Source organism: uncultured Halomonas sp., assembly GCF_947501415.1.
Classification (GTDB): domain Bacteria; phylum Pseudomonadota; class Gammaproteobacteria; order Pseudomonadales; family Halomonadaceae; genus Halomonas.
Genome location: NZ_CANMVL010000011.1, coordinates 213,108 through 235,661 on the forward strand (window position 1 = coordinate 213,108; position 22,554 = coordinate 235,661).

At 63.8% G+C, this 22,554-nt stretch carries 22 protein-coding genes and 1 pseudogene; 14 read left to right on the top strand and 9 right to left on the bottom strand.

What is annotated here, in order from left to right:
- Positions 1-1,566, bottom strand: a complete 1,566-nt coding sequence (gene gpmI, locus Q0894_RS09510) for a 2,3-bisphosphoglycerate-independent phosphoglycerate mutase (protein ID WP_299234326.1) — start codon at positions 1,564-1,566, stop codon at positions 1-3.
- A gap of 310 nt (positions 1,567-1,876) precedes the next feature.
- Between gpmI and Q0894_RS09515 the strand changes: the two genes are divergently transcribed.
- The 8 genes from Q0894_RS09515 to ruvX are packed head-to-tail and all read left to right on the top strand — an operon-like array spanning position 1,877 to position 7,411.
- Positions 1,877-2,299: a rhodanese-like domain-containing protein gene (locus Q0894_RS09515; protein ID WP_132043478.1), complete on the top strand. Its 423-nt coding sequence runs from the start codon at positions 1,877-1,879 to the stop codon at positions 2,297-2,299.
- Positions 2,300-2,345: 46 nt separating this feature from the next.
- On the top strand, positions 2,346-2,858 hold the full coding sequence (gene secB, locus Q0894_RS09520) for a protein-export chaperone SecB (protein WP_132043480.1): 513 nt from the start codon (positions 2,346-2,348) through the stop codon (positions 2,856-2,858).
- Between the two features lie 24 nt (positions 2,859-2,882).
- On the top strand, positions 2,883-3,626 hold the full coding sequence (locus Q0894_RS09525) for a 16S rRNA (uracil(1498)-N(3))-methyltransferase (protein ID WP_299234616.1): 744 nt from the start codon (positions 2,883-2,885) through the stop codon (positions 3,624-3,626).
- Positions 3,627-3,683: 57 nt separating this feature from the next.
- Positions 3,684-4,403, top strand: coding sequence for a S1-like domain-containing RNA-binding protein (locus Q0894_RS09530; protein WP_161423712.1), 720 nt, complete (start codon positions 3,684-3,686; stop codon positions 4,401-4,403).
- A 45-nt stretch (positions 4,404-4,448) separates the two neighbouring features.
- Positions 4,449-5,417 (top strand): glutathione synthase, encoded by a 969-nt coding sequence (gene gshB / locus Q0894_RS09535; protein WP_161423713.1) that lies wholly within the window; start codon positions 4,449-4,451, stop codon positions 5,415-5,417.
- Positions 5,418-5,431: 14 nt separating this feature from the next.
- Complete coding sequence (locus tag Q0894_RS09540) at positions 5,432-6,352, top strand: TonB family protein (RefSeq protein ID WP_161423714.1); 921 nt, start codon at positions 5,432-5,434, stop codon at positions 6,350-6,352.
- Between the two features lie 17 nt (positions 6,353-6,369).
- A complete protein-coding gene (locus Q0894_RS09545; protein WP_132043489.1) occupies positions 6,370-6,942 on the top strand; it encodes a YqgE/AlgH family protein in 573 nt (190 codons plus the stop codon).
- 28 nt (positions 6,943-6,970) lie between these two features.
- The gene (ruvX, locus tag Q0894_RS09550) at positions 6,971-7,411 is read left to right on the top strand and encodes a Holliday junction resolvase RuvX (RefSeq protein ID WP_299234343.1); all 441 of its coding nucleotides are present in this window, start codon (positions 6,971-6,973) and stop codon (positions 7,409-7,411) included.
- A gap of 22 nt (positions 7,412-7,433) precedes the next feature.
- Here ruvX and Q0894_RS09555 read toward each other — a convergent pair whose 3' ends face one another.
- The 6 genes from Q0894_RS09555 to serA form a co-directional block, all read right to left on the bottom strand.
- Positions 7,434-8,066 (bottom strand): hypothetical protein, encoded by a 633-nt coding sequence (locus Q0894_RS09555; RefSeq protein WP_299234346.1) that lies wholly within the window; start codon positions 8,064-8,066, stop codon positions 7,434-7,436.
- 74 nt (positions 8,067-8,140) lie between these two features.
- Positions 8,141-9,169, bottom strand: coding sequence for an aspartate carbamoyltransferase (locus tag Q0894_RS09560; RefSeq protein WP_299234349.1), 1,029 nt, complete (start codon positions 9,167-9,169; stop codon positions 8,141-8,143).
- A 130-nt stretch (positions 9,170-9,299) separates the two neighbouring features.
- A complete protein-coding gene (locus tag Q0894_RS09565; protein ID WP_132043497.1) occupies positions 9,300-10,496 on the bottom strand; it encodes a multidrug effflux MFS transporter in 1,197 nt (398 codons plus the stop codon).
- Between the two features lie 138 nt (positions 10,497-10,634).
- Positions 10,635-11,462: an IclR family transcriptional regulator C-terminal domain-containing protein gene (locus Q0894_RS09570; RefSeq protein WP_299234353.1), complete on the bottom strand. Its 828-nt coding sequence runs from the start codon at positions 11,460-11,462 to the stop codon at positions 10,635-10,637.
- 107 nt (positions 11,463-11,569) lie between these two features.
- Positions 11,570-12,358, bottom strand: a complete 789-nt coding sequence (locus Q0894_RS09575; RefSeq protein ID WP_299234356.1) for an enoyl-CoA hydratase — start codon at positions 12,356-12,358, stop codon at positions 11,570-11,572.
- Between the two features lie 170 nt (positions 12,359-12,528).
- Entirely contained in the window at positions 12,529-13,779 is a 1,251-nt protein-coding gene (serA, locus tag Q0894_RS09580) for a phosphoglycerate dehydrogenase (protein WP_299234359.1), read from the bottom strand.
- Positions 13,780-14,022: 243 nt separating this feature from the next.
- Between serA and Q0894_RS09585 the strand changes: the two genes are divergently transcribed.
- From Q0894_RS09585 to Q0894_RS09605, 5 genes are all read left to right on the top strand, one after another.
- On the top strand, positions 14,023-14,313 hold the full coding sequence (locus tag Q0894_RS09585; RefSeq protein ID WP_299234363.1) for an exodeoxyribonuclease VII small subunit: 291 nt from the start codon (positions 14,023-14,025) through the stop codon (positions 14,311-14,313).
- Positions 14,303-15,187 carry a (2E,6E)-farnesyl diphosphate synthase gene (ispA, locus tag Q0894_RS09590; RefSeq protein ID WP_299234366.1) on the top strand — a complete coding sequence of 295 codons (885 nt, stop codon included), beginning with the start codon at positions 14,303-14,305 and terminating at the stop codon, positions 15,185-15,187. The genes Q0894_RS09585 and ispA overlap by 11 nt, the downstream gene beginning before the upstream one ends.
- Positions 15,188-15,203: 16 nt before the next feature.
- A complete protein-coding gene (gene dxs, locus Q0894_RS09595) occupies positions 15,204-17,180 on the top strand; it encodes a 1-deoxy-D-xylulose-5-phosphate synthase (RefSeq protein WP_299234369.1) in 1,977 nt (658 codons plus the stop codon).
- Positions 17,180-17,950 carry a co-chaperone DjlA gene (gene djlA / locus Q0894_RS09600; RefSeq protein ID WP_299234372.1) on the top strand — a complete coding sequence of 257 codons (771 nt, stop codon included), beginning with the start codon at positions 17,180-17,182 and terminating at the stop codon, positions 17,948-17,950. Before dxs ends, djlA begins: the two co-directional genes overlap by 1 nt.
- Before the next feature lie 131 nt (positions 17,951-18,081).
- Complete coding sequence (locus tag Q0894_RS09605; RefSeq protein WP_299234374.1) at positions 18,082-19,635, top strand: Na+/H+ antiporter NhaC family protein; 1,554 nt, start codon at positions 18,082-18,084, stop codon at positions 19,633-19,635.
- A gap of 289 nt (positions 19,636-19,924) precedes the next feature.
- Here the strand turns inward: Q0894_RS09605 and Q0894_RS09610 are convergent.
- Both Q0894_RS09610 and Q0894_RS09615 read right to left on the bottom strand, forming a co-directional pair.
- Positions 19,925-20,138 (bottom strand): annotated as a pseudogene (locus tag Q0894_RS09610) (IS1380 family transposase); the annotation flags it as partial.
- A gap of 178 nt (positions 20,139-20,316) precedes the next feature.
- Positions 20,317-21,198: a LysR substrate-binding domain-containing protein gene (locus Q0894_RS09615; protein WP_299234377.1), complete on the bottom strand. Its 882-nt coding sequence runs from the start codon at positions 21,196-21,198 to the stop codon at positions 20,317-20,319.
- Between the two features lie 143 nt (positions 21,199-21,341).
- Between Q0894_RS09615 and Q0894_RS09620 the strand changes: the two genes are divergently transcribed.
- Positions 21,342-22,508, top strand: coding sequence for a 2-aminoethylphosphonate--pyruvate transaminase (locus Q0894_RS09620; protein ID WP_366130994.1), 1,167 nt, complete (start codon positions 21,342-21,344; stop codon positions 22,506-22,508).
- Positions 22,509-22,554 lie beyond the last annotated feature (46 nt).

Consider the following 22,554-nt stretch of genomic DNA (forward strand, 5'->3'; position numbering starts at 1 on the left):
TCAGTCGAGCTCGAGCAGGGCGCGTCCACTCATCTCCTCGGGGGCCGGCTGTTCCATCATCGCCAGCAGGGTCGGGGCGATATCGCACAGGCTGCCGTCGTCGTGGAATCGAGCCTGGCGTTCGCCGACATAGATCAGCGGCACCTGGAAGGTGGTATGGGCGGTCTGGGGAGCGCCGGTCTCGGGATTGATCATCTGTTCGGCGTTACCGTGGTCGGCGGTGACCAGGCAGGCACCGCCGGCGCGCTGGATTGCCTCCACCACACGGCCTACACAGCCATCGACGGTCTCGATGGCCTTGACCGCGGCATCGAAGTCACCGGTGTGGCCGACCATGTCGCCATTGGCGTAGTTGCAGACGATCAGGTCGAAGCGGCCGGAGTCGATCGCTTCCACCAGGCGATCGGTGACCTCGTGGGCGCTCATCTCGGGCTTCTCGTCATAGGTCTTCACGTCCCGGGGAGAGGGCACCAGGATACGCTCCTCGCCACGGTACTCGGCTTCGCGACCGCCGGAGAAGAAGAAGGTGACGTGGGGGTACTTCTCGGTCTCGGCGATGCGCAGCTGGGTCAGGCCACGCCTCTCGATCACCTCACCCAGGGTGTTGTGAAGATCCACCGGCGGGAAGGCCGCTGGCGCGGGGATATCGGCGGCGTAGCGGGTCAGGGTCACCAGGCCCTCGGCGGCGAGTCGCGGGTGTACACGGCGGTCGAAGCCCTCGAAGCTCTCGTCGACGAAGGCCCGGGTCAGCTCCCGGGCGCGGTCGGCACGGAAGTTCATGAACAGGGCGGCATCGCCCGTCTCGAGGGTGACCGCTTCACCGGCCGGGCGTACGCTGGTGGCGGCCACGAACTCGTCGGTCTCGCCGCGCTCGTAGGCGGCGTGCAGGCCCGCCTCGGCGCTGGCGACGACATGCTCGCCTTCGCCCTCGGTGAGCAGGCGGTAGGCCTTTTCTACGCGCTCCCAGCGGTTGTCACGATCCATGGCGAAGTAGCGGCCGATGATCGAGGCCACGAAGCCATTGTCGGCGCCGACCAGCTCGGCGAGACGCGCATTGGCGCGCTCGATGGAGGCCAAGGCGCTCTGAGGCGGCATGTCGCGGCCATCCAGGAAGGCGTGCACGAAGATGCGTGTGGCGCCGCGACGAGCCGCCAGCTCGGCGGCGGCGAGGATATGCTCCTCGTGGCTATGTACGCCACCCGGCGAGAGCAGGCCCAGCAGGTGGACCGCACGCCCCGCGGCCACGGCCGCGTCGATGGGCGCGGTGAGGACCTCGATGGTATCCAGATCGCCCTCCTCGATGGCCTTGGTGATGCGCGTGAAATCCTGGTAGACGACCCGGCCCGCGCCGAGATTCATGTGGCCCACCTCGGAGTTGCCCATCTGGCCATCGGGGAGTCCGACATGGCGGCCATCGGTATGGATCAGGGTGTGGGGGTGCTCGGCCCAAAGGCGGTCCATGACCGGGGTGTCGGCGGCTTCCACGGCATTGTTGGCCGGGTCGGGATTGTGGCCGTAGCCGTCGAGGATGATCAGGGCGACGGGGCGCGGGGCGTTGGCGGTCATGGCGAATGTCCTCGAAGCGTGAAAGGCGCGACCCGGCCCGGGCGGCTGGGGCCTCTCGTGCATGCCGATACCCAGGTCCAGAGGGCGATGCGGGGCGTTCGGGGTCGCGGTAGGAAGTGTCTTGCGGCATCATATCGCAGGCGGCATCGTGCGTCATGGCTCCCCGCGGCCAGAGGCTGCGGCGGTACCTCCGGGGCGGCCTGATTCGTCGGCGCCGACCTCGTGTATACTAGGCGCCCGGGCGCGCCCCAGCGCCCCTGTTTTATTTACGTGTTATTCACGAGCACCGAGACGAGAGTTATTCGTACCCATGATCGATCAGCTGTTTGAATTCGTGCAGAACCACCCGCTGCTGGTGGGCGCCTTCCTCCTGGTACTGACCGCCTGGATCCTCTATGAGGCGCGTAACAGTGCCGCCAGTGGCGTAACCTCCGGTGAGGCGACCCAGCTGATCAACCGCGAGGATGCGGTGGTGCTGGACACCCGGGAGTCGGGTGACTTCAAGTCTGGCCATATCGCCGGTGCCCGCAATATTCCTCAGAGTCGCCTCGATGAGCGCATGAACGAACTCGAGAAGGTCAAGGAGAAGCCGATCATCGTGGTCTGCAAGCACGGCCAGGCCGCCGGGGCGGCCGTGGCCAAACTCTCCAAGGCCGGTTACTCTCGAGTGCTCAAGCTCAAGGGCGGCATGACGCAGTGGCAGGCCGACGGCCTGCCCGTGGTCAAGAAGTAGCCATTGTTTGCCGTAAATTTGTTTACCGTATAAAAGGACCTTTCCCATGGCGGAAGAGAATAACCAGGGCGCCGACGGCCAGGCCGCCGGCCAGCAGGACAAGCCGCAGCTGCAGTTCGCCGTGCAGCGCATCTACGTCAAGGACATCTCCTTCGAGGCACCCAACTCGCCGGCGGTCTTTCAGCAGCCCTTCAAGCCCAAGGTGGGCCTGAACCTGGATACCACCAGCACCCAGGTGGGTGATGGCCTCTACGAAGTGACGATCAAGGTCACCGCTCAGGTAACCCACAGTGAGGAGGGCACGACCTCCTTCCTGGCGGAGCTCGAACAGGCCGGTCTGTTCCGCATTACCGGCATCGAGGGCGAGCAGCTCGACCACACCCTGGGCGCCTTCTGCCCCAATGTGCTCTTCCCCTATGCCCGTGAGTGCATCGATAACCTGGTCAATCGTGGTGGTTTCCCGCCGCTGATGCTATCGCCGGTCAACTTCGAGGCGATCTACGCCCGCAAGAAGCAGCGCGCGGCCGAACAGGGCCAGGACGCGCCGGCAACCCAGTGATGCAGCGCGAGTGGCTCTAAGGTGATGACCAAGAGATCGCCGCGTATCCACGTCGCCGCCGACCTGCGTGTCGGCGGCGACGTCGTTCTGCCCGAGGGGCCTGCCCGCCATGTGGCGCGGGTGTTGCGCCTGGGTGAAGGGGCCGCGCTGCGGCTGTTCGACGGCGCGGGCCTCGAAGCCAGTGCGGTGCTGGTGGAGGCCTCGCGCAAGCGGGTAGTCGCGCGTGTCGAGTCGGTGACCACCGGAGCCTGCGAGTCGCCGTTGACGGTGCACCTGGGTCAGGCGATCTCCAAGGGGGATCGCATGGACTACGCCATCCAGAAGGCCGTGGAGCTCGGCGTGGCCGCCATCACACCGCTCTATACCGAGCATGGTGATGTACGCCTGAAGGGTGATCGCGAGACGAAGAAGCTTGCCCACTGGCAGGCCGTGGCGGCCAGCGCCTGCGAGCAGTGTGGGCGTGCCGTGGTACCGCCGGTGCACCCACCCCTCGGCCTGGCCGACTGGCTGGTCGAGCGCGACGAGGCACTCCGCCTGGTGCTGCATCCGGAGACCGACGGAGGTCTGGATAGCGAGTCATCTCCCAATGGCGTGGCCCTGCTGATCGGTCCCGAGGGGGGGCTGGCCGAGGCGGAGGTCGCGGCCGCCCGCGAGGCTGGCTTCGGGCCGCTCTCCCTGGGGCCGCGTATCCTGCGTACCGAGACCGCTCCGGTGGTGGCACTCTCCCTGCTGCAGTACCGTTTCGGGGATCTTGACGAGAATCGCTGACACTTTCGCTCGGCCCCATCGAGTGCCGCTCCCCCTACCTCTCTATGGATATGTATCATGACCGATCGCCGCGACTCCCGTTCCGCCCCTTCTGGCCCTGCTGCCCAGCGCCCCGGGCGACGCTATCGGGCGCCGAAGTGTCACGTGGGCGAGGTGGCCTATCTGGAGGTGGTCACCGTCAATGATATCGGCGCCTTTCTCGACTGGGGGCAGCCCCGTGACCTGTTGCTTCCCTATGGAGAGCAGCGTTTCCGGCCCAGTGTCGGCAAGCGAGTGCTGGTCCGCATCTACGAGGACCAGCAGGGGCGGCCGGTAGCCTCCCAGAAGCTCGAGCGCTTCGTTGCCGATGAGGCCGAGGGGCTTCGCGCCGGCGACGAGGTGATTCTGGTGGTCGCCGAGCAGACCGACCTCGGCCTCAAGGCGGTGGTCAACCACCGCTTCTGGGGGGTGCTCTATCGCGATGACATGACCCGACCGCTGCGTCGTGGCCAGCGCCTGACCGGCTACGTGAAGCGGCTGCGCGAGGACAACCGCCTGGACCTCTCGCTGTTGCCCCCGGGCGAGGCGCGCCTGGACGTGGTGGGGGAGGCGGTGCTCAAGGCGCTGCGCGAGAGCGGTGGCTATCTACCGCTGGGCGACAAGAGCGATGCCGCCGAGATCAAGGCGCGCCTGGGAGTAAGCAAGAACGCCTTCAAGCAGGCCATCGGCCGGCTCTACAAGCGTCAGCTGATCACCCTGGAGCCTACCGGTATCCGGCTGGCGCCGAGCGGCGAGTAGCCGGCATACTGGCCCTATTCATACTCTCGATCGGAACCCGACCCCATGAGCGAACGTGCGCTGAAGATCGGCGTGGTGATGGACCCCATCGCGGACATCACCTACAAGAAGGACACCTCCCTGGCCCTGCTGTGGGCCGCCCGGGATCGCGGTGCCGCCCTCTACTACCTGGAACCCGGTGATCTCTTCCTGCGCGATGGGCGGGCCTTCGGGCGCATGCGCGACCTCGAGGTGCATCGAGACCCCGGTCACTGGTATGACCTGGGCGAGCCCGCGCCGCGCCCCCTGGCCGAGCTGGATGTGATCCTGATGCGTCAGGACCCGCCGGTGGATACCGACTTCCTCAATGCGGTGCATCTGCTCGGCTTCGCCGAGCGCGAGGGGGTGCTGGTGGTCAACCCCACCCGGGCGCTGCTCGAGTGCAACGAGAAGCTCTTCGCCCAGCAGTTTCCCCAATGCTGTGCGCCGACCCTGGTCTCGTGCAGCGAGACCGAGCTGCGTGCCTTCCATGCCGAGCATCAGGATGTGATTCTCAAGCCGCTGGACGGCATGGGCGGCAGCGGGATCTTTCATGTCGGCCCCGAGGGGCGCAACCTGGGTGCGGTGATCGAGACCCTCACCGAGCGCGGCCGGCGCCAGATCATGGCCCAGCGCTACCTGCCCGAAATCAAGGATGGTGACACCCGTATCCTGCTGGTGGATGGCGAGCCGGTGCCCTATGGCCTGGCCCGGGTACCGATGGCGGGCGAGACCCGCGGCAATCTGGCCGCCGGCGGCAGCGGGGTCAGCCGCGAGCTCACCGAGCGTGATCACTGGCTGGTTGGCCAGGTGCAACCGATGATTCGCGAGAAGGGGCTGATGTTCGTGGGACTCGATGTGATCGGTGACTTCATCACCGAGATCAACGTGACCAGCCCCACCTGTGTGCGCGAGATCGACGACCAGCGTGGTACCGATATCGCCGGCCTGCTGATGGATGCCATCGAGCGTCGCCTTGCGGCGGCGCAAGGCTGAGGCGCGAGGCCACCATGACGCTTGCCGTCGGCGACCCCATCCAGTATGCCCCGGTCACCCGCCCCTATCGGCGCTGGCTGGCCTGGTCGCTGGCGCTGCTGCTGCACCTGGCGATGATCGGCGTGGTGGCGAGCTGGCAGTTCGCCGCGTCCCCCCCCGAGCGCTCGAGCCTCGACGTGGTGTTGGTGACTCGCCCCGCCGAGGCGCCGGTAAACGCCGAGGCCATCGCCGAAACCGACCAGCAGGCGGCCGGCACCCAGCAGGAGGAGGCGCCTGCCGAGTCGCGTGCGGCCCCGGTGGAGGCCCCGGCAACGGCGCAGCAGGGGGCCAGGGATGTCGACCCCGCCACGCCGGCACCACCCGAATCGGCCGAGCGGGTCACTCCCGATGCACCGCCGGTCGAGGAGGCGCCACCGGTGACGGAATCCGGGGCCGAGAGCCCGATGCCGCCGACACCCCGTGAGGCCCCTCTGGCGGCTGCTGCCGAGGCCGAGCCTCGAGTGGCGGCGCCAACCGCATCGGGCCGCGACCTGCTCGCCGACGCCACCCGCAGCATTCGCGAGCAGGGCCTCGCCCCGACCTCCCGGGGTCTCGACAGTGCGGCCCCTCGCCAGGCCGCCCAGCGCGCCGCCGAGGCGCGCTATATCGATGACTGGACGCGACGTGTCGAAGCCTATGGCAATCGTGTGCATCCGGCACCGCGTCATCTTCAGGGCCAGCTGCGCATTCGGGTGGTAGTCGGTCGTGGTGGCGAGTTGCGCCAGGCGGAGGTGGTACAATCGTCGGGACATCCCGAACTCGACCAGGCGGCGCTGGATACCGTTCATGGTGCCGCACCCTATCGCCCCTTCGATGCGGGCATGGGCAACCTGGACACGCTCTCCATCACCCGCGTCTGGCGGTTCGGTCAAGGCAACAATTACGGCGTGCGTTAGAACCGCCGGGGAGTCTCATGCAATCCGTGGAAAACTTCGGCCTGAAAGATCACTTTCTGCTGGCGATGCCACACCAGGAAGATCCCAATTTCGCCGGCACGCTCGGCTATCTGTGTGATCATGACGAGAAGGGCACCATGGGGGTGATCGTCAACCGCCCCCTCGAGCTGACGCTGGAAGCGCTGTTCGAGCAGCTCGACCTCGGCGGCGAGGAGAGTCCGCATCGCAACGCACCGGTCTACTTCGGTGGCCCGGTGCACAAGGATCGTGGCTTCATCCTGCATCGCGGCGTCAGCGATGAGTGGGACTCCAGCATTCAGGTCACCGACGAGGTTGCCCTGACCACCTCCATGGACATGCTTCAGGCGCTGGCCGCCGGTCGCGGCCCCGAACATTTCCTGGTGTGCCTGGGCTGCGCCGGGTGGGAGTCGGGCCAGCTCGAGGCCGAGTTGCTCGACAATGCCTGGCTGACCGTGGAGGGGCGCAGCGATATCCTCTTCGAGGTGCCACCGGAGCAGCGACTGAATGCCGCCGCCGGTATTCTCGGTGTCGACCTCAATCTGATGACCCGTGAGGCGGGGCACTCATGAGCAGCTCCCTGATGACAGGAGGTCGTTGATGGCCAGGCCAGGCGAGCGCATGATCCTGGGCTTCGACTTCGGCACCCGCCGCATCGGCGTGGCGGTGGGCAACGAGCTGCTGGGAAGTGCCCGGGAACTGGACCCATTGTCGGCCCGGGAGGGCATTCCCGACTGGAGACAGGTGGGGCGGCTTGTCGAGGAGTGGCAGCCCGACCTCTTCGTGGTGGGTCTACCGCTCACGGCGGCGGGTGAGGAGCAGGAGATGAGCACCCGTGCCCGCAAGTTCGGCAAGCGTCTGTTTGGGCGTTACGGGGTGCCCTGTGAAATGGTCGATGAGCGCGGCTCCACCGGCGAGGCCAAGGCGATCGCTCGGGAGCGTGGCCACCGAGGCAGCTGGCGTGACGAAGGTGTCGATGGCATCAGCGCGGTGCTGATCGTCGAACGCTGGTTCGTCGCCCGTGAGGGGCTGCCCCGGTAAGGTCTGATTCAGCGCTGACGCCTCAGGCGGCGCCGGGCCGCTTGAAGTCTCCTACCGAGACACCGGCAAACTTTTCCAGGAAGAATACCAGCGTGGCGGGGTGGCGGAAGCGCTCCTCGAAGGCCTCGCGCTCGGCGTGGCGACGGCGCGTCACGCTGGCGTGGTAAGCGTCACCGCTCTTGATCACCGTGACTCGCGACTCGCGCTCACCGTCACGACTCTCGGCCTGCAGCGGGCCCTCCCCCTCCTCCAGCATCGCCTCCAGCCGCCGGGCAGCCTCCAGCTCCTCGGGGGTGGCCCAGTGCGCCTGGTCGCGGTCGCCGTAACGATAGAGGATCACCACCAGCAGCAGCGAGAAGATCGTGCTGGCCAGCAACCAGGTGAGCATTTCGCCGGAAAGCGACAGACTGAATATCGCCCACAGCTGGATCAGTGCCACTACCGCCAGCACCGCCGCCAGTGGTCGCCACAGGCCCGGGTTCATGAAGCCACGGTTGAGGGTATACCCCCATAGCCCCACGACTGCCAGGGCCCCGAGTACGAGCTGAACCAGAGATAGGGCACTGCCACCGCCGGCCAGCAGGGCAATGCCTCCGACCAGCAGCAGCACGGTATAGAAGAGGGCCAGGAGCCGGTAGGCGCGTTGCAGATTCATGTCGTGGTGCCTCTTGCCGCCAAGGGGAGGGATCACCCCTCAGCATAGGCGAGGACAATGACTCCGCGCGTTGCCTACAGCGTCGGGTCGTCAACGCCCAGGCGAGGCGGCACGAACCAGCGCACCGGCCGCAGCTCCTGCTCGATCAGCTGGTCCACCTCGAGCAAAGTGGCGAAGATCGCCATGCGTACCGGAATGCCGTTGTCGGTCTGGCGGAAGACAGCCAGGCGCGGATCACCGTTGAGGTCGACGTCGAGATCATTGGCCTCGGGGCGGCTGTCCCGCGGCAGCGGGTGCATCACCAGGGTGTCGCGCCCACAGCGAGTGTCCAGGAAGGCGCGGTCCACGGTGAAGTCGCGTGACAGGCAGAAGCCCTCGCTCATCTCGGCGGTAAAGCGCTCCTTCTGGATGCGCGTGGTATAGACCACGTCCACATCGGTATAATCCTGGGCCAGGCTGTCGCGCTGCTCGACGCGGTGGCCTCGGGAGGTCACCAGGTCGATCAGCTGGCTGGGCATTTCCAGTCCCGGCGGCGCTACCAGGGTGATGCGCATGGGGGCGTAGAGGGACAGCAGCTTGATCAGCGAGTGGACGGTGCGCCCGTACTTGAGATCACCGGTCATCAGCACATGGGCACCGGCAAGCTGCTTGCCTAGCCGGGTGAACTCCTTGTCGATGGTGTAGAGGTCGAGCAGGGCCTGGCTGGGGTGTTCGCCGGGCCCGTCACCACCGTTGATCACCGGTACATGGGTGGCGGCGGCGAACTCGGCCACCGATCCAAGCTCCGGATGGCGCATCACGATGGCATCGCAGTAGCCGCTCATTACCCGGCTGGTGTCGTAGAGCGACTCGCCCTTGGCCATGGAGGAGAAGGTGAAGCCGGTGGTGTCGCAGACGCTGCCACCGAGGCGGCAGAAGGCGGCATTGAAGCTGACCCGGGTACGGGTGCTGGCCTCGAAGAAGAGATTGCCGAGCACGGCCCCTTCCAGCACGCGGGTGACCTGGCGTCGCTGGGCGATGGGCTCCATGCGGGCGGCTACCCGCATCAGGTGATCGACATCGTCGCGGGACAGGGAATCGACGGAGAGCAGATGGTGACTCATCGGCATGGCCTCGGCTGGGGCGAATGAACGGCCGCTAGTGTAGCGCCGAGGGCGGTCGGGTTCACCGGTTGTAGCAGATGGTTTCGTGTACCTCCGCTGTGAGCGGGGTCAAGTGCCTGTCAAACTCGACTCACACCGAGGATTTGCCACGCTGTCTGATCAATCCAGCGTAGGCCGTGAACGAAATCAGCCCGCCCAGCGCGATGGCAATCGCCATGGTGCGTGAGGTGCCGTCATGGAACTGGCCCACCAGCGCTCCGCCCAGCGCGGCGATCGTCATCTGCAGGAAGCCGAACAGTGACGAGGCCGAGCCAGCACATTGAGGGTTCGGGGCGAGAGCCCCGGCCATGCTCTGGGGCATCACGATGCCAAAACCGAACAGGAAGATGACGTGGGGGGCGATCACGGCCCATGGTTCGTGAACCCCCGCGATGGCCAGGATGGCCATGGTGGTGCCGGCCAGGGCGCACATCAGGCTGGCCAGCATCAGCAGGTAGTCGCGTCCCAGGCGCTGGCTGTAACGGCCACTGCATAGCGTGCCGAAGAAGAAGCCGGCGACGATCAGGACAAAGCCGCTGCCGTACTGAAAAGGCGACAGGCCCATGTACTCGATAAGCACGAATGATGACCCGGAGAGAAAGGCAAACAGGCCGGCAAAACCACTGGCGTTGATCAAGGTATAGCCAACGAAGCTGCGTTGAGTCAGCAGCATGCGGTAGTTGGCCAGGATCATCCCAGCCGTCATCGATTGTCGACGATTGGCGGGTAGCGGTTCGGGTATCATCAGGATGAGAATCAGCAGCATGATGGCGGCATAGATCGCCAGCAACATAAAGACCGACTCCCAGCCGAAGAACAGCAGAAGCCCTGCCCCTACCGCTGGCGCCAGTGCCGGCGCCAGCGCCATGGTACTGGCCATATGAGAGAGAGCGCGCCCGGCCGCGATGGGGTCGTAGATATCACGCACGGCGGCGCGTGCTAGCACGGGGCCTGCGGCGCCGCCGAAGGCCTGTAGAAAGCGTCCAACGAGCAGCCATTCGATAGTCGGCGCGACGACGCATAGCAGGCTGGCAGCGAGAAACAGCGCGAGGCCGGCGACCATCACGGGCTTGCGGCCGAAATGGTCGGAGACTGGCCCGACAAACAGCTGGGCCAGGGCGAAGCCTGCCATGTAGAAGCTCAGCGTCAACTGAACCTGGTCGGGACCGGTATCGAGAGCCTCGGCCATGCTGGGCATGGCAGGCAGGTACATATCGGTGGCCAGCGGGCCCAGGGCAGTCAGTGCGGCCAGGATCAGGATGGTGGCGGGAGAAGTCAGCCTCAGCACCGGAATCTCCTTGAGATTATTATCCTGCAGAAAAGAAAACGGGCAGGACCTCGGGGGCGCCCCGATGTCGTGCCCATTCCATTAGCCTGCTAGTTTATCAGTGGGCGTTCGGCCGTGTCTTCGCGCACCTGCGAGTGACTAGCTTGCCGTCGGAACACGCCCACCCAGTCGGGCGGTAATCTCCGCGGCGGTATCGCGCACCAGGGCACCCAGCTCCAGCAGGCGTGCCTCGGGGATACGCGCTACCGGGCCGGAGACCGAGAGGGCGGCAAGCGGGATGCCGTGCTCATCATGGATGCAGGCGGCCACGCAGTGCAGGCCGATGGCGTGCTCCTCGCGGTCGCAGGCGAAACCCAGCTGGCGAATCTCCGCCAGCCCCTCGCGCAGGCTTTCGGGGGTGTGCAGGGTGTTCTCGGTGACTCGAGGCAGGCCGCGCTCGGTGAGGACGCGCTCGAGCTCCTCCTCGGGGAGCCAGGCCATCAGGGCCTTGCCCACCCCGGAGGCGTGCAACGGGGCACGGGAGCCGAGCCGGGTGATCATGCGCATCATCTGCGGCGACTCGCTCTGGGCGAGGAACACCGCGGTGCCGCCGTCGCGGATGCCGAGGTTGGCCGTCTCGCCGGTCTGGTCGGTGAGCCGGCGCAGGAAGGGGCGGCTGGTGCCGACGAAGTCTCGGGCCTCGAGGAAGCTGTTGCCGATGCGAAAGGTCTTGACGTCGATCTTCCACACGCCCAGCTCGCTATCCTGGGTGATGAATCCCTGGCTCTGCAATGCCTGCAGCAGGCGGTGGGTGGTGGAGGGGGCCAGTTCGGCCTGTTCGGCGAGTTCCGAGAGTGCCAGGCCTCCGGGATGCCCGGCCAGGCGCTCCAGAAGGTTGAGACCGCGCACCAGCGACTGGCTGTGACCACCGCTGGCCTTGCCCGACCCCGCGGGACGCCCCGCCGTTCTGCGCTTCACTTCACTCACCCTGCTGCTCCTTATGGCTTGGCTTCGCCGGCACAGCATACCCTGTCGACAGGCGCCTGTCGCGTCTCCGGAAATCGCTTCCATTAACGCCCTTCTGGGAGGCGGGATCAGCGGTCCTGCCATACGGGGCGACGCTTCTCGATAAAGGCATCGATGCCTTCGGCGACGTCCTCCGCCAGCATGTTGCCGGCCATCACATCGCCGGCGAAGGTGTAGGCCTCGTCCAGGGGCATGCGCAGCTGGCGCTGAAACATCGCCTTGCCGGTGCGTACCGCCACCGCGCTCTTGGCGCAGATGCTGGAGGCAAGCTCGGCGACTGCCTCGTCGAGCCGTTCGTCATCGGCCACGCGGTTGATCAGCGCCCAGTCGCGGGCGGTGTCGGCGTCGATGAACTCGCCGGTAAGCAGCATCTCCATGGCGTGCTTGCGGGCCACATTGCGCGACAGCGCCACCGCCGGGGTGGAGCAGAACAGCCCGGCGTTGATGCCGGAGACGGCGAAGCGTGCCGAGCGTGCCGCCACCGCCAGGTCGCAGCTCGCCACCAGCTGGCAGCCCGCCGCGGTGGCGATGCCCTGAACCCGGGCGATCACCGGTACCGGCAACTCGACGATGGCCTGCATCACCTTGGCGCAGCGGGTGAAGAGCGCCTGGAAGTAGTCGCGGTCGTCACCGTGGGCGCGCATCTGCTTGAGATCGTGGCCGGCGCAGAAGGCGCGCCCCTCGGCGGCGAGCACCACGCAGCGTACGGCGCCGTCGTCGGTTAGCCGCTCGAGCTCGATGCCCAGCGCCTCGAGCATCTCCTCGGAGAGTGCGTTGAAGCTTCCCGGGCGGTTGAGGGTCAGGGTGGTCACGCCTTCGGCATCGTGGCGCAGCACCGGTGGGGTCGTTTCGCTCATGGGTGTCTCCTGTTGTTGTTCGGGTACCGTGAGAACCGTGCCACAGCCTAACGCACCTGGCTGTGCTTGCGCATATCGACCAAGGGAGAGCCTGTCCTGTCTCCAAACGCAAGCCGCCGCGTCGGGAGGACGCGGCGGCGAGGAGTGCGGTACCGGGCTGGTGTGATGGATCAGATGTCCTGGCTACCCTCGGAGTAGAGCACGCGCACCTTGAGGGTGTGCGCCACCTGGCGCAGGGCGTCCAGCGCCTGGGGGCCGTAGGCCTTGTCCACATCGATGACCACGTAGCCGACCTTGTCGTTGGTCTGCAGGTACTGGCCGGCGATGTTGATGCTGTTCTCGGAGAGCACGCGGTTGATCTCCGACATGACGCCCGGCACGTTGTCGTGGATATGCAGCAGGCGGTGCTTGCCCGGGTGAGACGGCAGTGCCACTTCGGGGAAGTTGACCGAGGTGACGGTGGTGCCGTTATCGGAATAGGTCGCCAGCTTCTCGGAGACCTCGATGCCGATATTCTCCTGTGCCTCCAGGGTCGAGCCACCGATATGCGGGGTCAGGATGACATTGGGCAGGCCGCGCAGCGGGCTCTCGAATTCTTCGTCATTGCCCTTGGGCTCTACCGGGAAAACATCCACGGCGGCGCCGTTGAGACGCCCCTCGCGAATCGCCTCGGCCAGGGGCTCGATCACCACCACACTGCCGCGGGAGGCATTGATCAAAATGCCCCCCGGCTTCATGCAGGCGATCTGTTCGGCGCCGATCATCCAGCGAGTGGAGGGCAGGTCGGGGACATGCAGGCTGACTACATCCGCCTTCGCCAGCAGCTCTTCGAGGCTGCCGACCTGGCGGGCGTTGCCCATGCCCAGCTTGGCCACCACATCGTAGTAGATGACGTCGAATCCCAGCGATTCGGCGAGCACCGAGAGCTGAGAGCCGATGCTGCCATAGCCGACGATGCCCAGGGTCTTGCCACGGGCCTCGTGGGAGTTCTTGGCGCTCTTGAGCCAGCCGCCTTCGTGGGCACGAGCGCTCTTCTCGGGGATGCCGCGCAGCAGCATGATCGCCTCGGCAAGCACCAGCTCGGCTACCGAGCGGGTGTTGGAGTAGGGGGCGTTGAACACCGGGATACCGCGCGCCAGGGCGGCATCGAGGTCGACCTGATTGGTGCCGATGCAGAAACAGCCTACGGCCACCAGCTTCTCGGCGGCGTCGAACACTCGCTCGTTGAGCTGAGTGCGCGAACGGATACCGATGAAGTGGACATCGCGGATCTTGTCGATCAGCGCGGCTTCATCCAGTGAGGTGGGCAGGTGCTCGATATTCGAGTACCCGGCGTTGCGAAGATTGTCCACCGCAGTCTGGTGGATGCCCTCGAGAAGCAGGATCTTGATCTTGCTCTTGTCCAGGGACGTCTTTGCCATGGTCGAATCAACCCCTTCCGGCGCGAGCCGCATGCTGTGTCAGAAACTGGTGAGGCGGTTATCGTATCACAGCCACCGGATGAGCCAGGATGAAAATGCTGCGCTGCTCACATGAGCCAGGCGCAAGTTCATGGGGATCTTCGGGCCGTCAAGCGGTGGGGAGACGACCCCCCGGGGAGAGCGTGTATACTGTCGCCCTTCGAATGAACTCTTTCTGACTATCGGGGACGGTAGAGGAGCACCATGGCTGAGCGCAACGAGCGGTCCCGGGAACCACAGGCCGATGATGCCTCGTCCGCGGACTTCGCCGCCACCGTCGAGCGGCTCGAGGGCCTGGTGGGGCGGCTGGAGTCCGGCGAGCTGTCGCTGGAAGAGTCGCTTGCCGCCTTCGAGGAGGGGGTGCGATTGACGCGTGATGCCCAGCGTCGCCTCGACGAGGCGGAACTCAAGGTGCGCGCCCTGACCGAGGGCGCCCAGGGGGGTATCGAGCTCGAGCCCTTCACACCGCCGTCGGAGGACGACAGTGGACGCTGACATCCTGACGACCGCGCTGGCCGCGGACCGTGCGCGCGTGGATGCGTGCCTAGAAGCACTGTTCGCCGAGCGTGCCGCTCCCGCCCCGCGGCTCGAGGCCGCCATGCGCCATGGCGTGCTGGTGGGGGGCAAGCGGCTGCGTCCGGTGCTGGTATATGCCGCCGGCCGCGCCCTGGGCGCCGATGATGATGCTCTCGATGCCCCGGCCATGGCCATCGAGCTGATCCATGCCTATTCACTGGTTCACGATGACCTGCCGGCCATGGACGACGATGATCTGCGCCGTGGCCAGCCGACCGTGCACCGCGCCTATGACGAGGCCGCGGCGATCCTCGCCGGGGATGCGTTGCAGTCTCTCGCCTTCGAGGTGATTGCCCGCTCCCGGCATCCTCGGCTGGCGGCGATGATCGCCAGCCTCGCCGAGGCATCGGGGCGCGATGGCATGGTGGCCGGCCAGGCGCTGGACCTCGAGGCCGTTGGCGGCCACCCTGATGTCGCGGCCCTGGCGACCATGCATGCTCACAAGACCGGGGCGCTGATTCGTGCCGCGGTGCGTCTGGGCGGGCTGGTGGCGGTGGCCGAGGATGATGCGCGCCTGAACGCCCTGGACGCCTACGCCCGGGCCATCGGCCTGGCCTTCCAGATCCACGACGACGTACTCGATGTGATCGGGGACACGGCTACCCTGGGCAAGGCCTCGGGCGCCGATGCCGTTCGCGACAAGCCCACCTATCCGAGCCTGATGGGGCTCGAGGGGGCTCGTGCCCGGGCGGCGGGGCTGGTCGAGGAGGCCGCCGCCGCCCTGGCGCCGCTGGGTGAGTCCGCCTTCCCGCTGCTGGCGCTGGCCCGATACATGATCGAGCGTGACCACTGACACGACAGATGCCCACATGAAGCTGTTCGATGATATTCCCGTCGAGCGTCCGGCCACGCCGCTGCTCGACACTCTGGACACTCCGGCGGCGCTGCGCGCCATGTCCACCGCGCAGCTGGCGCAGGTGGCCGATGAGCTGCGCGCCTACCTGCTCTATAGCGTGGGGGTCTCCGGGGGGCACTTCGGGGCCGGCCTCGGCGTCGTGGAGCTCACCGTGGCCCTGCACCAGGCGCTGGAGACGCCCCATGACCGCCTGGTCTGGGACGTGGGCCATCAGGCCTACCCCCACAAGATCCTCACCGGACGCCGTGAGGCGATGCCCAATATCCGCCACCATGGCGGACTGGCCGCCTTCCCGCGGCGCGCCGAGTCGGAGTTCGACACCTTCGGTGTCGGCCACTCCAGCACCTCGATCTCGGCGGCGCTCGGCATGGCCCTGGCCGCCCGCACCCGCGGCGAGCGGCGGCGGGTCTGCGCGGTCATCGGCGACGGCGCCCTGACCGCGGGGATGGCCTTCGAGGCCCTGGCCCATGCCGGTCATGTCGATGCCAACCTGCTGGTGGTGCTCAACGACAACGAGATGTCGATCTCCGAGAACGTCGGCGGCATGGCCAGCTATCTGGCGCGCATCCTGACCAGCAAGCCCTATACCACCATGCGCGAGGGCGGCAAGAGGGTGCTGTCGCACCTGCCCGGTGCGCTGGAGCTGGCACGCCGCACCGAGGAACACATGAAGGGCATGGTCAGCCCGGCCACCCTGTTCGAGGAGATGGGCTTCAACTATATCGGGCCCATCGACGGTCACGACCTGCCGCTGCTGGTGCAGACCCTGCGCAATATGCGTGACCTGGAGGGGCCGCAGTTTCTGCATGTCAGGACCTGCAAGGGGAAGGGGTTTCTGCCTGCCGAGGCCGACCCTATCGGCTATCACGCGATCACCAAGCTGGAGAAGGGCGAGAACAGCGCCACCACGCCACCGCTCAAGCCGGTCGTCCAGGGCAGCAGCGACGCGGCCTCCACGCCGCCCCCCAAGCCCCGCAAGTATTGCAGCGTCTTCGGCGACTGGCTGTGCGATATGGCCGCCGCCGATCCGCGCTTGATCGGTATCACCCCGGCGATGCGCGAGGGATCGGATATGGTGCGCTTCTCGCAGACCTACCCCGATCGCTACTTCGATGTGGCCATCGCCGAACAGCATGCCGTGACCCTGGCGGCGGGCATGGCCTGTGAGGCCATGAAGCCGGTGGTGGCGATCTACTCGACCTTCCTGCAGCGTGGCTATGACCAGTTGATCCATGATGTGGCGGTGCAGGATCTGGATGTCACCTTCGCCATCGATCGCGCCGGCCTGGTGGGCGAGGATGGCCCTACCCACCACGGCAGCCTCGACCTCTCCTATCTGCGCTGTGTGCCCGGCATGGTGGTGCTGGCGCCGGCCGATGAGGCGGAGTGTCGAGCGATGCTCAGCGCGGCCTATCATCACTCCGGGCCGGCGGCGGTTCGCTACCCACGGGGTACCGGCCCCGGCACCGCGATTCCCGCCCACCTCGAGCCGGCCCCCATCGGGCAGGCGCAGCTGCGCCGCGAGAGCGACGCCGAGAGTGGGCGGCGGGTGGCCCTGCTGGCCTTCGGCAGCCTCAATACGCCGGCGGCCGAAGTGGCCGAGCGACTCGATGCCAGCCACCTCAATATGCGCTCGGTGAAGCCCCTGGATCGCGAGGCGGTGCTGGCGGCGGCAGCCGACCATGACCTGCTGGTGACCCTGGAGGAGAATGTGGTGGCCGGTGGAGCCGGTAGTGCCGTCAACGAGCTGCTGGCCGCCGAGGGGATCTCCAGGGAGGTGCTCAATCTCGGCCTGCCCGACGCCTTCGTCGAGCACGGCAAACCCGGCGAGCTGCTGGCCGAATGCGCCCTGGATGCCGATGGCATCGAGGCTTCCATTCGACGTCGCCTGGTGGCCGTCGACGCCACCGTGAAAGAGGAGATGCGCTGATGTGGTTTGTCGTTCTGATTGGCGCAGGCCTCGGCTACCTGATCGGAGGGCTCGTCGGCGCGCTTATCGGTGGCGGGCTCGGCTACTGGCTCGTCGCCCGCCTGCGCCGCAGCATGCTGGGCAAGCTGGCCGCCTCCCAGGCGCAGTTTCTCTCCTCGACCTTCGCGGTCATGGGCTGCCTGTGCAAGGCCGATGGCCAGGTCACCGAAGATGAGCTGGATGCCTCGCGGCAGCTGTGGGAGCGCCTGCGCCTGAACGAGGCCCAGCGTGCCAGGGCCCGGGCCGACTTCAATCGCGGCAAGGCGGCCGACTTCGACCTGGATGCAGAGCTGGCGAAGGTGCGCAGCCTGCTGGGAAGCCAGCCCGCGCTGCGTCAGGTATTCCTGCAGGTACAGCTGGCGGCGATCGCCGCCGACGGTCGCCTGCATCCCGCCGAGCGCGAGATGCTGATGCGGGTGGTACGCGGACTCGGCTGTTCCGAGGCGGAGATCGCCCAGGTCGAGGCGATGCTGCATGGCGCCGGTCAGCAGGCCGGGGGTGGTGCGGCCAGCGGCCCGACCCTGGCCGATGCCTACCGGGTGCTGGGGGTCGAGGAGGATGCCAGTGACGCCGAGGTCAAGAAGGCCTATCGGCGTCTGATGAGCCAGAATCACCCCGACAAGCTCGCCGCCAAGGGGTTGCCCGAGAGCATGCGCGAGGTGGCCAAGGAGCGCACCAGCGAGATCAGCAACGCCTACGAGCGCATCCGCAAGGCGCGCGACGTCGCCTGAACCTTCGAAGACTCCCCGATTCCCCCTTCAGGCGTGAGTTGGCCGCGACTTGATCGATCACCGGCCGCGCCAACCACGCCACCAACCACGCCATCGAGAACGCCACCAAGATTCCAAGGAGAGCAACCGTCATGTCTTTCGGTGCCTTTTCCCTGCTGCCGCCGTTGCTGGCGATAGCGCTCGCGCTGATGACGCGCAACGTGATTCCGGCCCTCTTCTGCGGGGTCTGGCTGGGTGCCACCATGCTGGCAGGCGGCAATCCGGCGGCGGGGCTCTATGACACCTTCGATGCCTTCATCATCCCCAGCGTGGGCGATGAGTGGAGCGTGACGGTGCTGATCTACTGTGGCCTCTTCGGCGTCCTGATCGGTGTGCTGGAGCGCTCGGGAGGAGCCCAGGCCATTGCGCACTGGATCTCGGCGCGGGTGGCGTCGCGGCGCGGCGCCCAGGGGGCCACCATGGGGCTCGGGATCCTGATCTTCTTCGAGGACTACTTCAACGCCCTGACCGTGGGCAGCGTGATGCGCCCGATCACCGACAAGATGAAGGTCTCTCGGGAAAAGCTGGCCTATATCGTCGACTCCACCTCGGCGCCGATGTGCCTGCTTGGCCCGGTATCCACCTGGGTGGTGTTCGTGATGGGGTTGATCGGCACGCAGCTGGTCGATATGGGCGCCAGTGGCTCCGAGTACCTGATCTACCTGTCGACCATACCGCTGAACTTCTATGCCTGGCTGGCGCTCGGGCTGATTGCCTTTCTGCTGATCACCCAGTGGGACTTCGGTCCCATGGCCGCGGCGGAGCACCGTGCCCGCACGACCGGCGAGATAATGGCAGCCGGCGCCATGCCGCCCTCCGAGCGCCATACCGTCAGCGACAGCGCCGTGAACGAGGAGCAGGCACGCAAGCGCAATATGCTCGTGCCGATCGGCGTACTGCTGATGATGATTCCGCCGCTGTTTCTATGGACCGGCAACTTCCCCGAGAATGACCTGGTCACCGCGGTGGGCAATGCCAAGGGCGGGCTGTCGATCCTGCTGGCGACGCTGGTGGCCGTGGTGGTTGGCCTGACCATGGGCATGATGCAGAAGCTGTTCGATTTCCGTGAAGCCATGGATATCGTGGTCGATGGCATCAAGAGCATGACCCTGGTCTACATCATCCTGACGCTGGCCTGGTCGATCGGCAGCGTGACCTCCGAGCTTGGCACCGCCGCCTATCTGGTGACACTGGCCGAAGCGAGCCTGTCGCCCAGCCTGGTGCCGGTGCTGCTGTTCGTGATCGCGGCGCTGGTGGCCTTTACCACCGGCACCTCCTACGGCACCTTTGCGATCATGATTCCCATCGCCATGCCGGTGGCCGCGGCCATGGACCTGCCGCTGGCGCTGACCATCGCGGCGGTGCTGAGTGGCGGCATCTTCGGTGACCACTGCTCGCCCATCTCGGATACCACCATCCTTACCTCTGCCGGAGCATCCTGTGACCATATCGATCACGTGCGGACCCAGCTTCCCTATGCGCTTACCGCAGGCAGTGCGGGTATCGTTGCCTTCTTCGTCGCCGGGCTGACGGGGAGCACCCTGCTGGGTGGGGCCAGCGGCGTGGTCGTGCTGCTGACCATTGCCATCGCCCTCAGGCTGCTGTGGGGGGCGCCCCGCAAGCGGGTGGCGACCAAGGTGAACTGAGGCGAGCCCCGGTGGCTCGGTTAACCTTGACTCCCTCGTGAGGACGTTGATCGAGCCACGTGAAGGCCCTTTCTTCCGGACCCGGTCCTCAAGAGCAGCATCGGTGGCCTGAGGGTCCGCTAGCATATGCTAAAATAAGGTTTTTTTCGCCTATATATGACTTTTAGTAACGGGTTGAAGCCACCAGAGCAGCCGAGGTCGTCAGCCACTATGGTGGCACTCTCAGTCGTAGTGTCGCTGGGCGTCAGCTCAGCGCAGTTAATTCCGGCTGCCCATTCAGCAACGTCGGTCACCACTTGTCGGCAGTCGCCTCGAGGCGAGCAGTGATATGTCTAGCATGCACTGACTAGCGGCGACCCACCTGCTTACGCATCCTGGTCAGACTCCAGCCGTGCCGGTGCCAGCCGCTCCAGCAGTCATTGCAGGCCATACAGGACTTGATGCCTGTAGAGACTCAGCAGCATTCGCATCTCATTGCGAGCCATCATGTCCTGAACGGTGGAGGTGTGGGGATCCTATATAACTTTAATATAGTTTGCTGTTTAGTTTGCATCGAATGCTGGGAAGCTTTACTCAAGCTAGTGAGCCTGCCAATTAGTAAATCCTCTGCTCTTAGGAGGCGACACCAGACACGAGCGCAGTATTTATGAGTTACATCCACACTGTCTTATATTTTTGTTCTTATAGTGATATATTGTTTCTAACACAGTCAATAAATGCGGAGGTTGTGGCCTTCTCACTTTGAGAGGCTTGCCAAGAAAGTATTTCACTCATCTTAGCGCTACAACCTCTTATTGGTATAGATGCTATATCCTTATAGCCTTTTTTTTCAGCCTCTGACACGACACTGATCCCTAGTCCAGCTAGCACCATTTCCAACACTGCTTCCCGGCCTTCTACTTCAATTGAAGGAAAAATAGGAAGCTCTTTTTCTTTCATTGTTTTTTCGAATACAATTCTAGTCATTGATCCTTTTTCTCGAATGACAATGGGCTGATTGCTTAGCTCATGTAGCTCTACTTCTTTCCTACCTGACCATGGGTGGCTTGTTGGTGCAATCACGACCAACTTATCCCTGCTGAGCTCAATCGTGCTAAGGCGAGGGTCAATTATATTGCTTGGCTCTGCCGTCACCGAAAAGTCAGACTCATGCTTTATAACTTTTTTTATGCATTCTTCTGAGTTCCCAGAGCTTAACGTGAAGGATATATTGGGGTGTTTTTCCTTGAATACTTTTATATATGGCATCACATGGACGGGCGAGTCAGCAGCAATTGATATACTGCCGGTCTGCAACTGCTTGGATTTGGTTAGATAGGACTCGGCATCATCCGTTGCAGAGAAAATAGTGTTGGTAATGGATAGAAGTTTTTCACCTTGTTGCGATAAGGTTATTTGGCGTTTGGATCTGACTAATAAACTTATATTATATCTGTCTTCTAGCTTTTTAACTTGATCCGATACTGCAGGCTGGCTCAGATTTAATCTTTTAGCTGCAAGAGTGAAGCTGCCACTGGTTGCAACAGCATGAAATGCCCGTAACTGAGAATGAGAAATAGTCATAATTATAACCCAGGATTATTTTCTTCATAGGATAAATCGATTTTACCTATTTTTCAAGGTTTGCTTTGCTGTCGGTTGTGCGGATCAGCCTTTTTGCTTGGCGCGCGACACACCCAGAAACAACACAGTAGTGAGGCGAAAAAATGACAACCATGACAGAAGCCCAAAAAATCAACGCAGAGTCATTGAAACTGAAAACCTCCGCTGGAGAACCCTACCTTTTGACACCAGGTCCTCTAACGACCTCACTAGCTACCAAGGAAGCGATGCTGCGTGACTGGGGATCGTGGGATGCGGACTTTAATCAAGCCACGGCTCATATCAGGTCTAGCCTATTGGAAATGGCGGGTGCAGATAGTGACACCTACGTGTGTGTACCGATGCAGGGGAGTGGTACCTTCTCCGTTGAGGCGTCGCTAGCCACCGCAATTGATGTCAAGGGAAAGGCCCTTCTTCTCATGAATGGCGCCTATGGAAAAAGAGCAGCCCTAACACTTGACTATTTAAAAAGAGATTATGTTGTTCTGGATAAAGGGGACTACCTCCCTCCCTCACCTGAGGAGGTGGATGAAATCCTCACGAAAAATCCAGATGTTACCGATGTTTTTCTTGTACACTGTGAGACAAGTTCAGGAATTTTAAATCCACTTAAAGAGATATCAAGCGTTGTTAAGAAGCATGGAAAAGGGCTGATTGTTGATGCGATGAGCTCATTCGGTGGTGTGCCATTGACCGTTAGTGAAGTTCCCTTTGATGTGATGGTCTCATCGGCCAATAAATGCATCGAAGGTGTCCCTGGTTTTGGATTTGTTATCATCAAAAAAACACTTCTAGAAAGTAGTAAAGGGCGCTCACACTCACTGAGTTTAGATTTGTATGAGCAGTGGAAGCATATGGAGAAAACTGGTCAGTGGCGCTTCACTCCGCCCACACACACTGTGATTGCCTTCCATGAAGCTCTGAAGCAACATGCTGAAGAAGGGGGAGTCGCTGGTCGCCATAGCCGTTATAGTCGCAACAGAGATGTACTTGTATCAGGAATGAGAGCGTTAGGATTTGAAACCTTGCTGGATGATGTATGGCTTTCTCCCATAATCACAACGTTCTTGTCACCAGATAACGAAAATTTTGAATTTAAGAAGTTTTATGATGAGCTAAAGAAAAGAAATTTCATCATCTACCCTGGGAAGCTTACTGAAGTAGAGAGTTTCCGGATGGGTTGCATTGGACAAATTGATGAGTATGTCGTGCTTGACCTTATAAAAGCAGTCGAAGAATCTCTTGCAGCTATGTCTGTTGATGGAGTATAGGTGTTAGATTGAATAGTCAATAGTGTTCTTGCAGTATTGAAAAAGA

Bases quoted from the DNA above. Each gene is read 5' to 3' on its own strand.
- gpmI (WP_299234326.1), bottom strand. From the start codon at position 1,566: ATGACCGCCAACGCCCCGCGCCCCGTCGCCCTGATCATCCTCGACGGC.
- Q0894_RS09515 (WP_132043478.1), top strand. From the start codon at position 1,877: ATGATCGATCAGCTGTTTGAATTCGTGCAGAACCACCCGCTGCTGGTG.
- secB (WP_132043480.1), top strand. From the start codon at position 2,346: ATGGCGGAAGAGAATAACCAGGGCGCCGACGGCCAGGCCGCCGGCCAG.
- Q0894_RS09525 (WP_299234616.1), top strand. From the start codon at position 2,883: ATGACCAAGAGATCGCCGCGTATCCACGTCGCCGCCGACCTGCGTGTC.
- Q0894_RS09530 (WP_161423712.1), top strand. From the start codon at position 3,684: ATGACCGATCGCCGCGACTCCCGTTCCGCCCCTTCTGGCCCTGCTGCC.
- gshB (WP_161423713.1), top strand. From the start codon at position 4,449: ATGAGCGAACGTGCGCTGAAGATCGGCGTGGTGATGGACCCCATCGCG.
- Q0894_RS09540 (WP_161423714.1), top strand. From the start codon at position 5,432: ATGACGCTTGCCGTCGGCGACCCCATCCAGTATGCCCCGGTCACCCGC.
- Q0894_RS09545 (WP_132043489.1), top strand. From the start codon at position 6,370: ATGCAATCCGTGGAAAACTTCGGCCTGAAAGATCACTTTCTGCTGGCG.
- ruvX (WP_299234343.1), top strand. From the start codon at position 6,971: ATGGCCAGGCCAGGCGAGCGCATGATCCTGGGCTTCGACTTCGGCACC.
- Q0894_RS09555 (WP_299234346.1), bottom strand. From the start codon at position 8,066: ATGAATCTGCAACGCGCCTACCGGCTCCTGGCCCTCTTCTATACCGTG.
- Q0894_RS09560 (WP_299234349.1), bottom strand. From the start codon at position 9,169: ATGAGTCACCATCTGCTCTCCGTCGATTCCCTGTCCCGCGACGATGTC.
- Q0894_RS09575 (WP_299234356.1), bottom strand. From the start codon at position 12,358: ATGAGCGAAACGACCCCACCGGTGCTGCGCCACGATGCCGAAGGCGTG.
- serA (WP_299234359.1), bottom strand. From the start codon at position 13,779: ATGGCAAAGACGTCCCTGGACAAGAGCAAGATCAAGATCCTGCTTCTC.
- Q0894_RS09585 (WP_299234363.1), top strand. From the start codon at position 14,023: ATGGCTGAGCGCAACGAGCGGTCCCGGGAACCACAGGCCGATGATGCC.
- dxs (WP_299234369.1), top strand. From the start codon at position 15,204: ATGAAGCTGTTCGATGATATTCCCGTCGAGCGTCCGGCCACGCCGCTG.
- djlA (WP_299234372.1), top strand. From the start codon at position 17,180: ATGTGGTTTGTCGTTCTGATTGGCGCAGGCCTCGGCTACCTGATCGGA.
- Q0894_RS09605 (WP_299234374.1), top strand. From the start codon at position 18,082: ATGTCTTTCGGTGCCTTTTCCCTGCTGCCGCCGTTGCTGGCGATAGCG.
- Q0894_RS09615 (WP_299234377.1), bottom strand. From the start codon at position 21,198: ATGACTATTTCTCATTCTCAGTTACGGGCATTTCATGCTGTTGCAACC.
- Q0894_RS09620 (WP_366130994.1), top strand. From the start codon at position 21,342: ATGACAACCATGACAGAAGCCCAAAAAATCAACGCAGAGTCATTGAAA.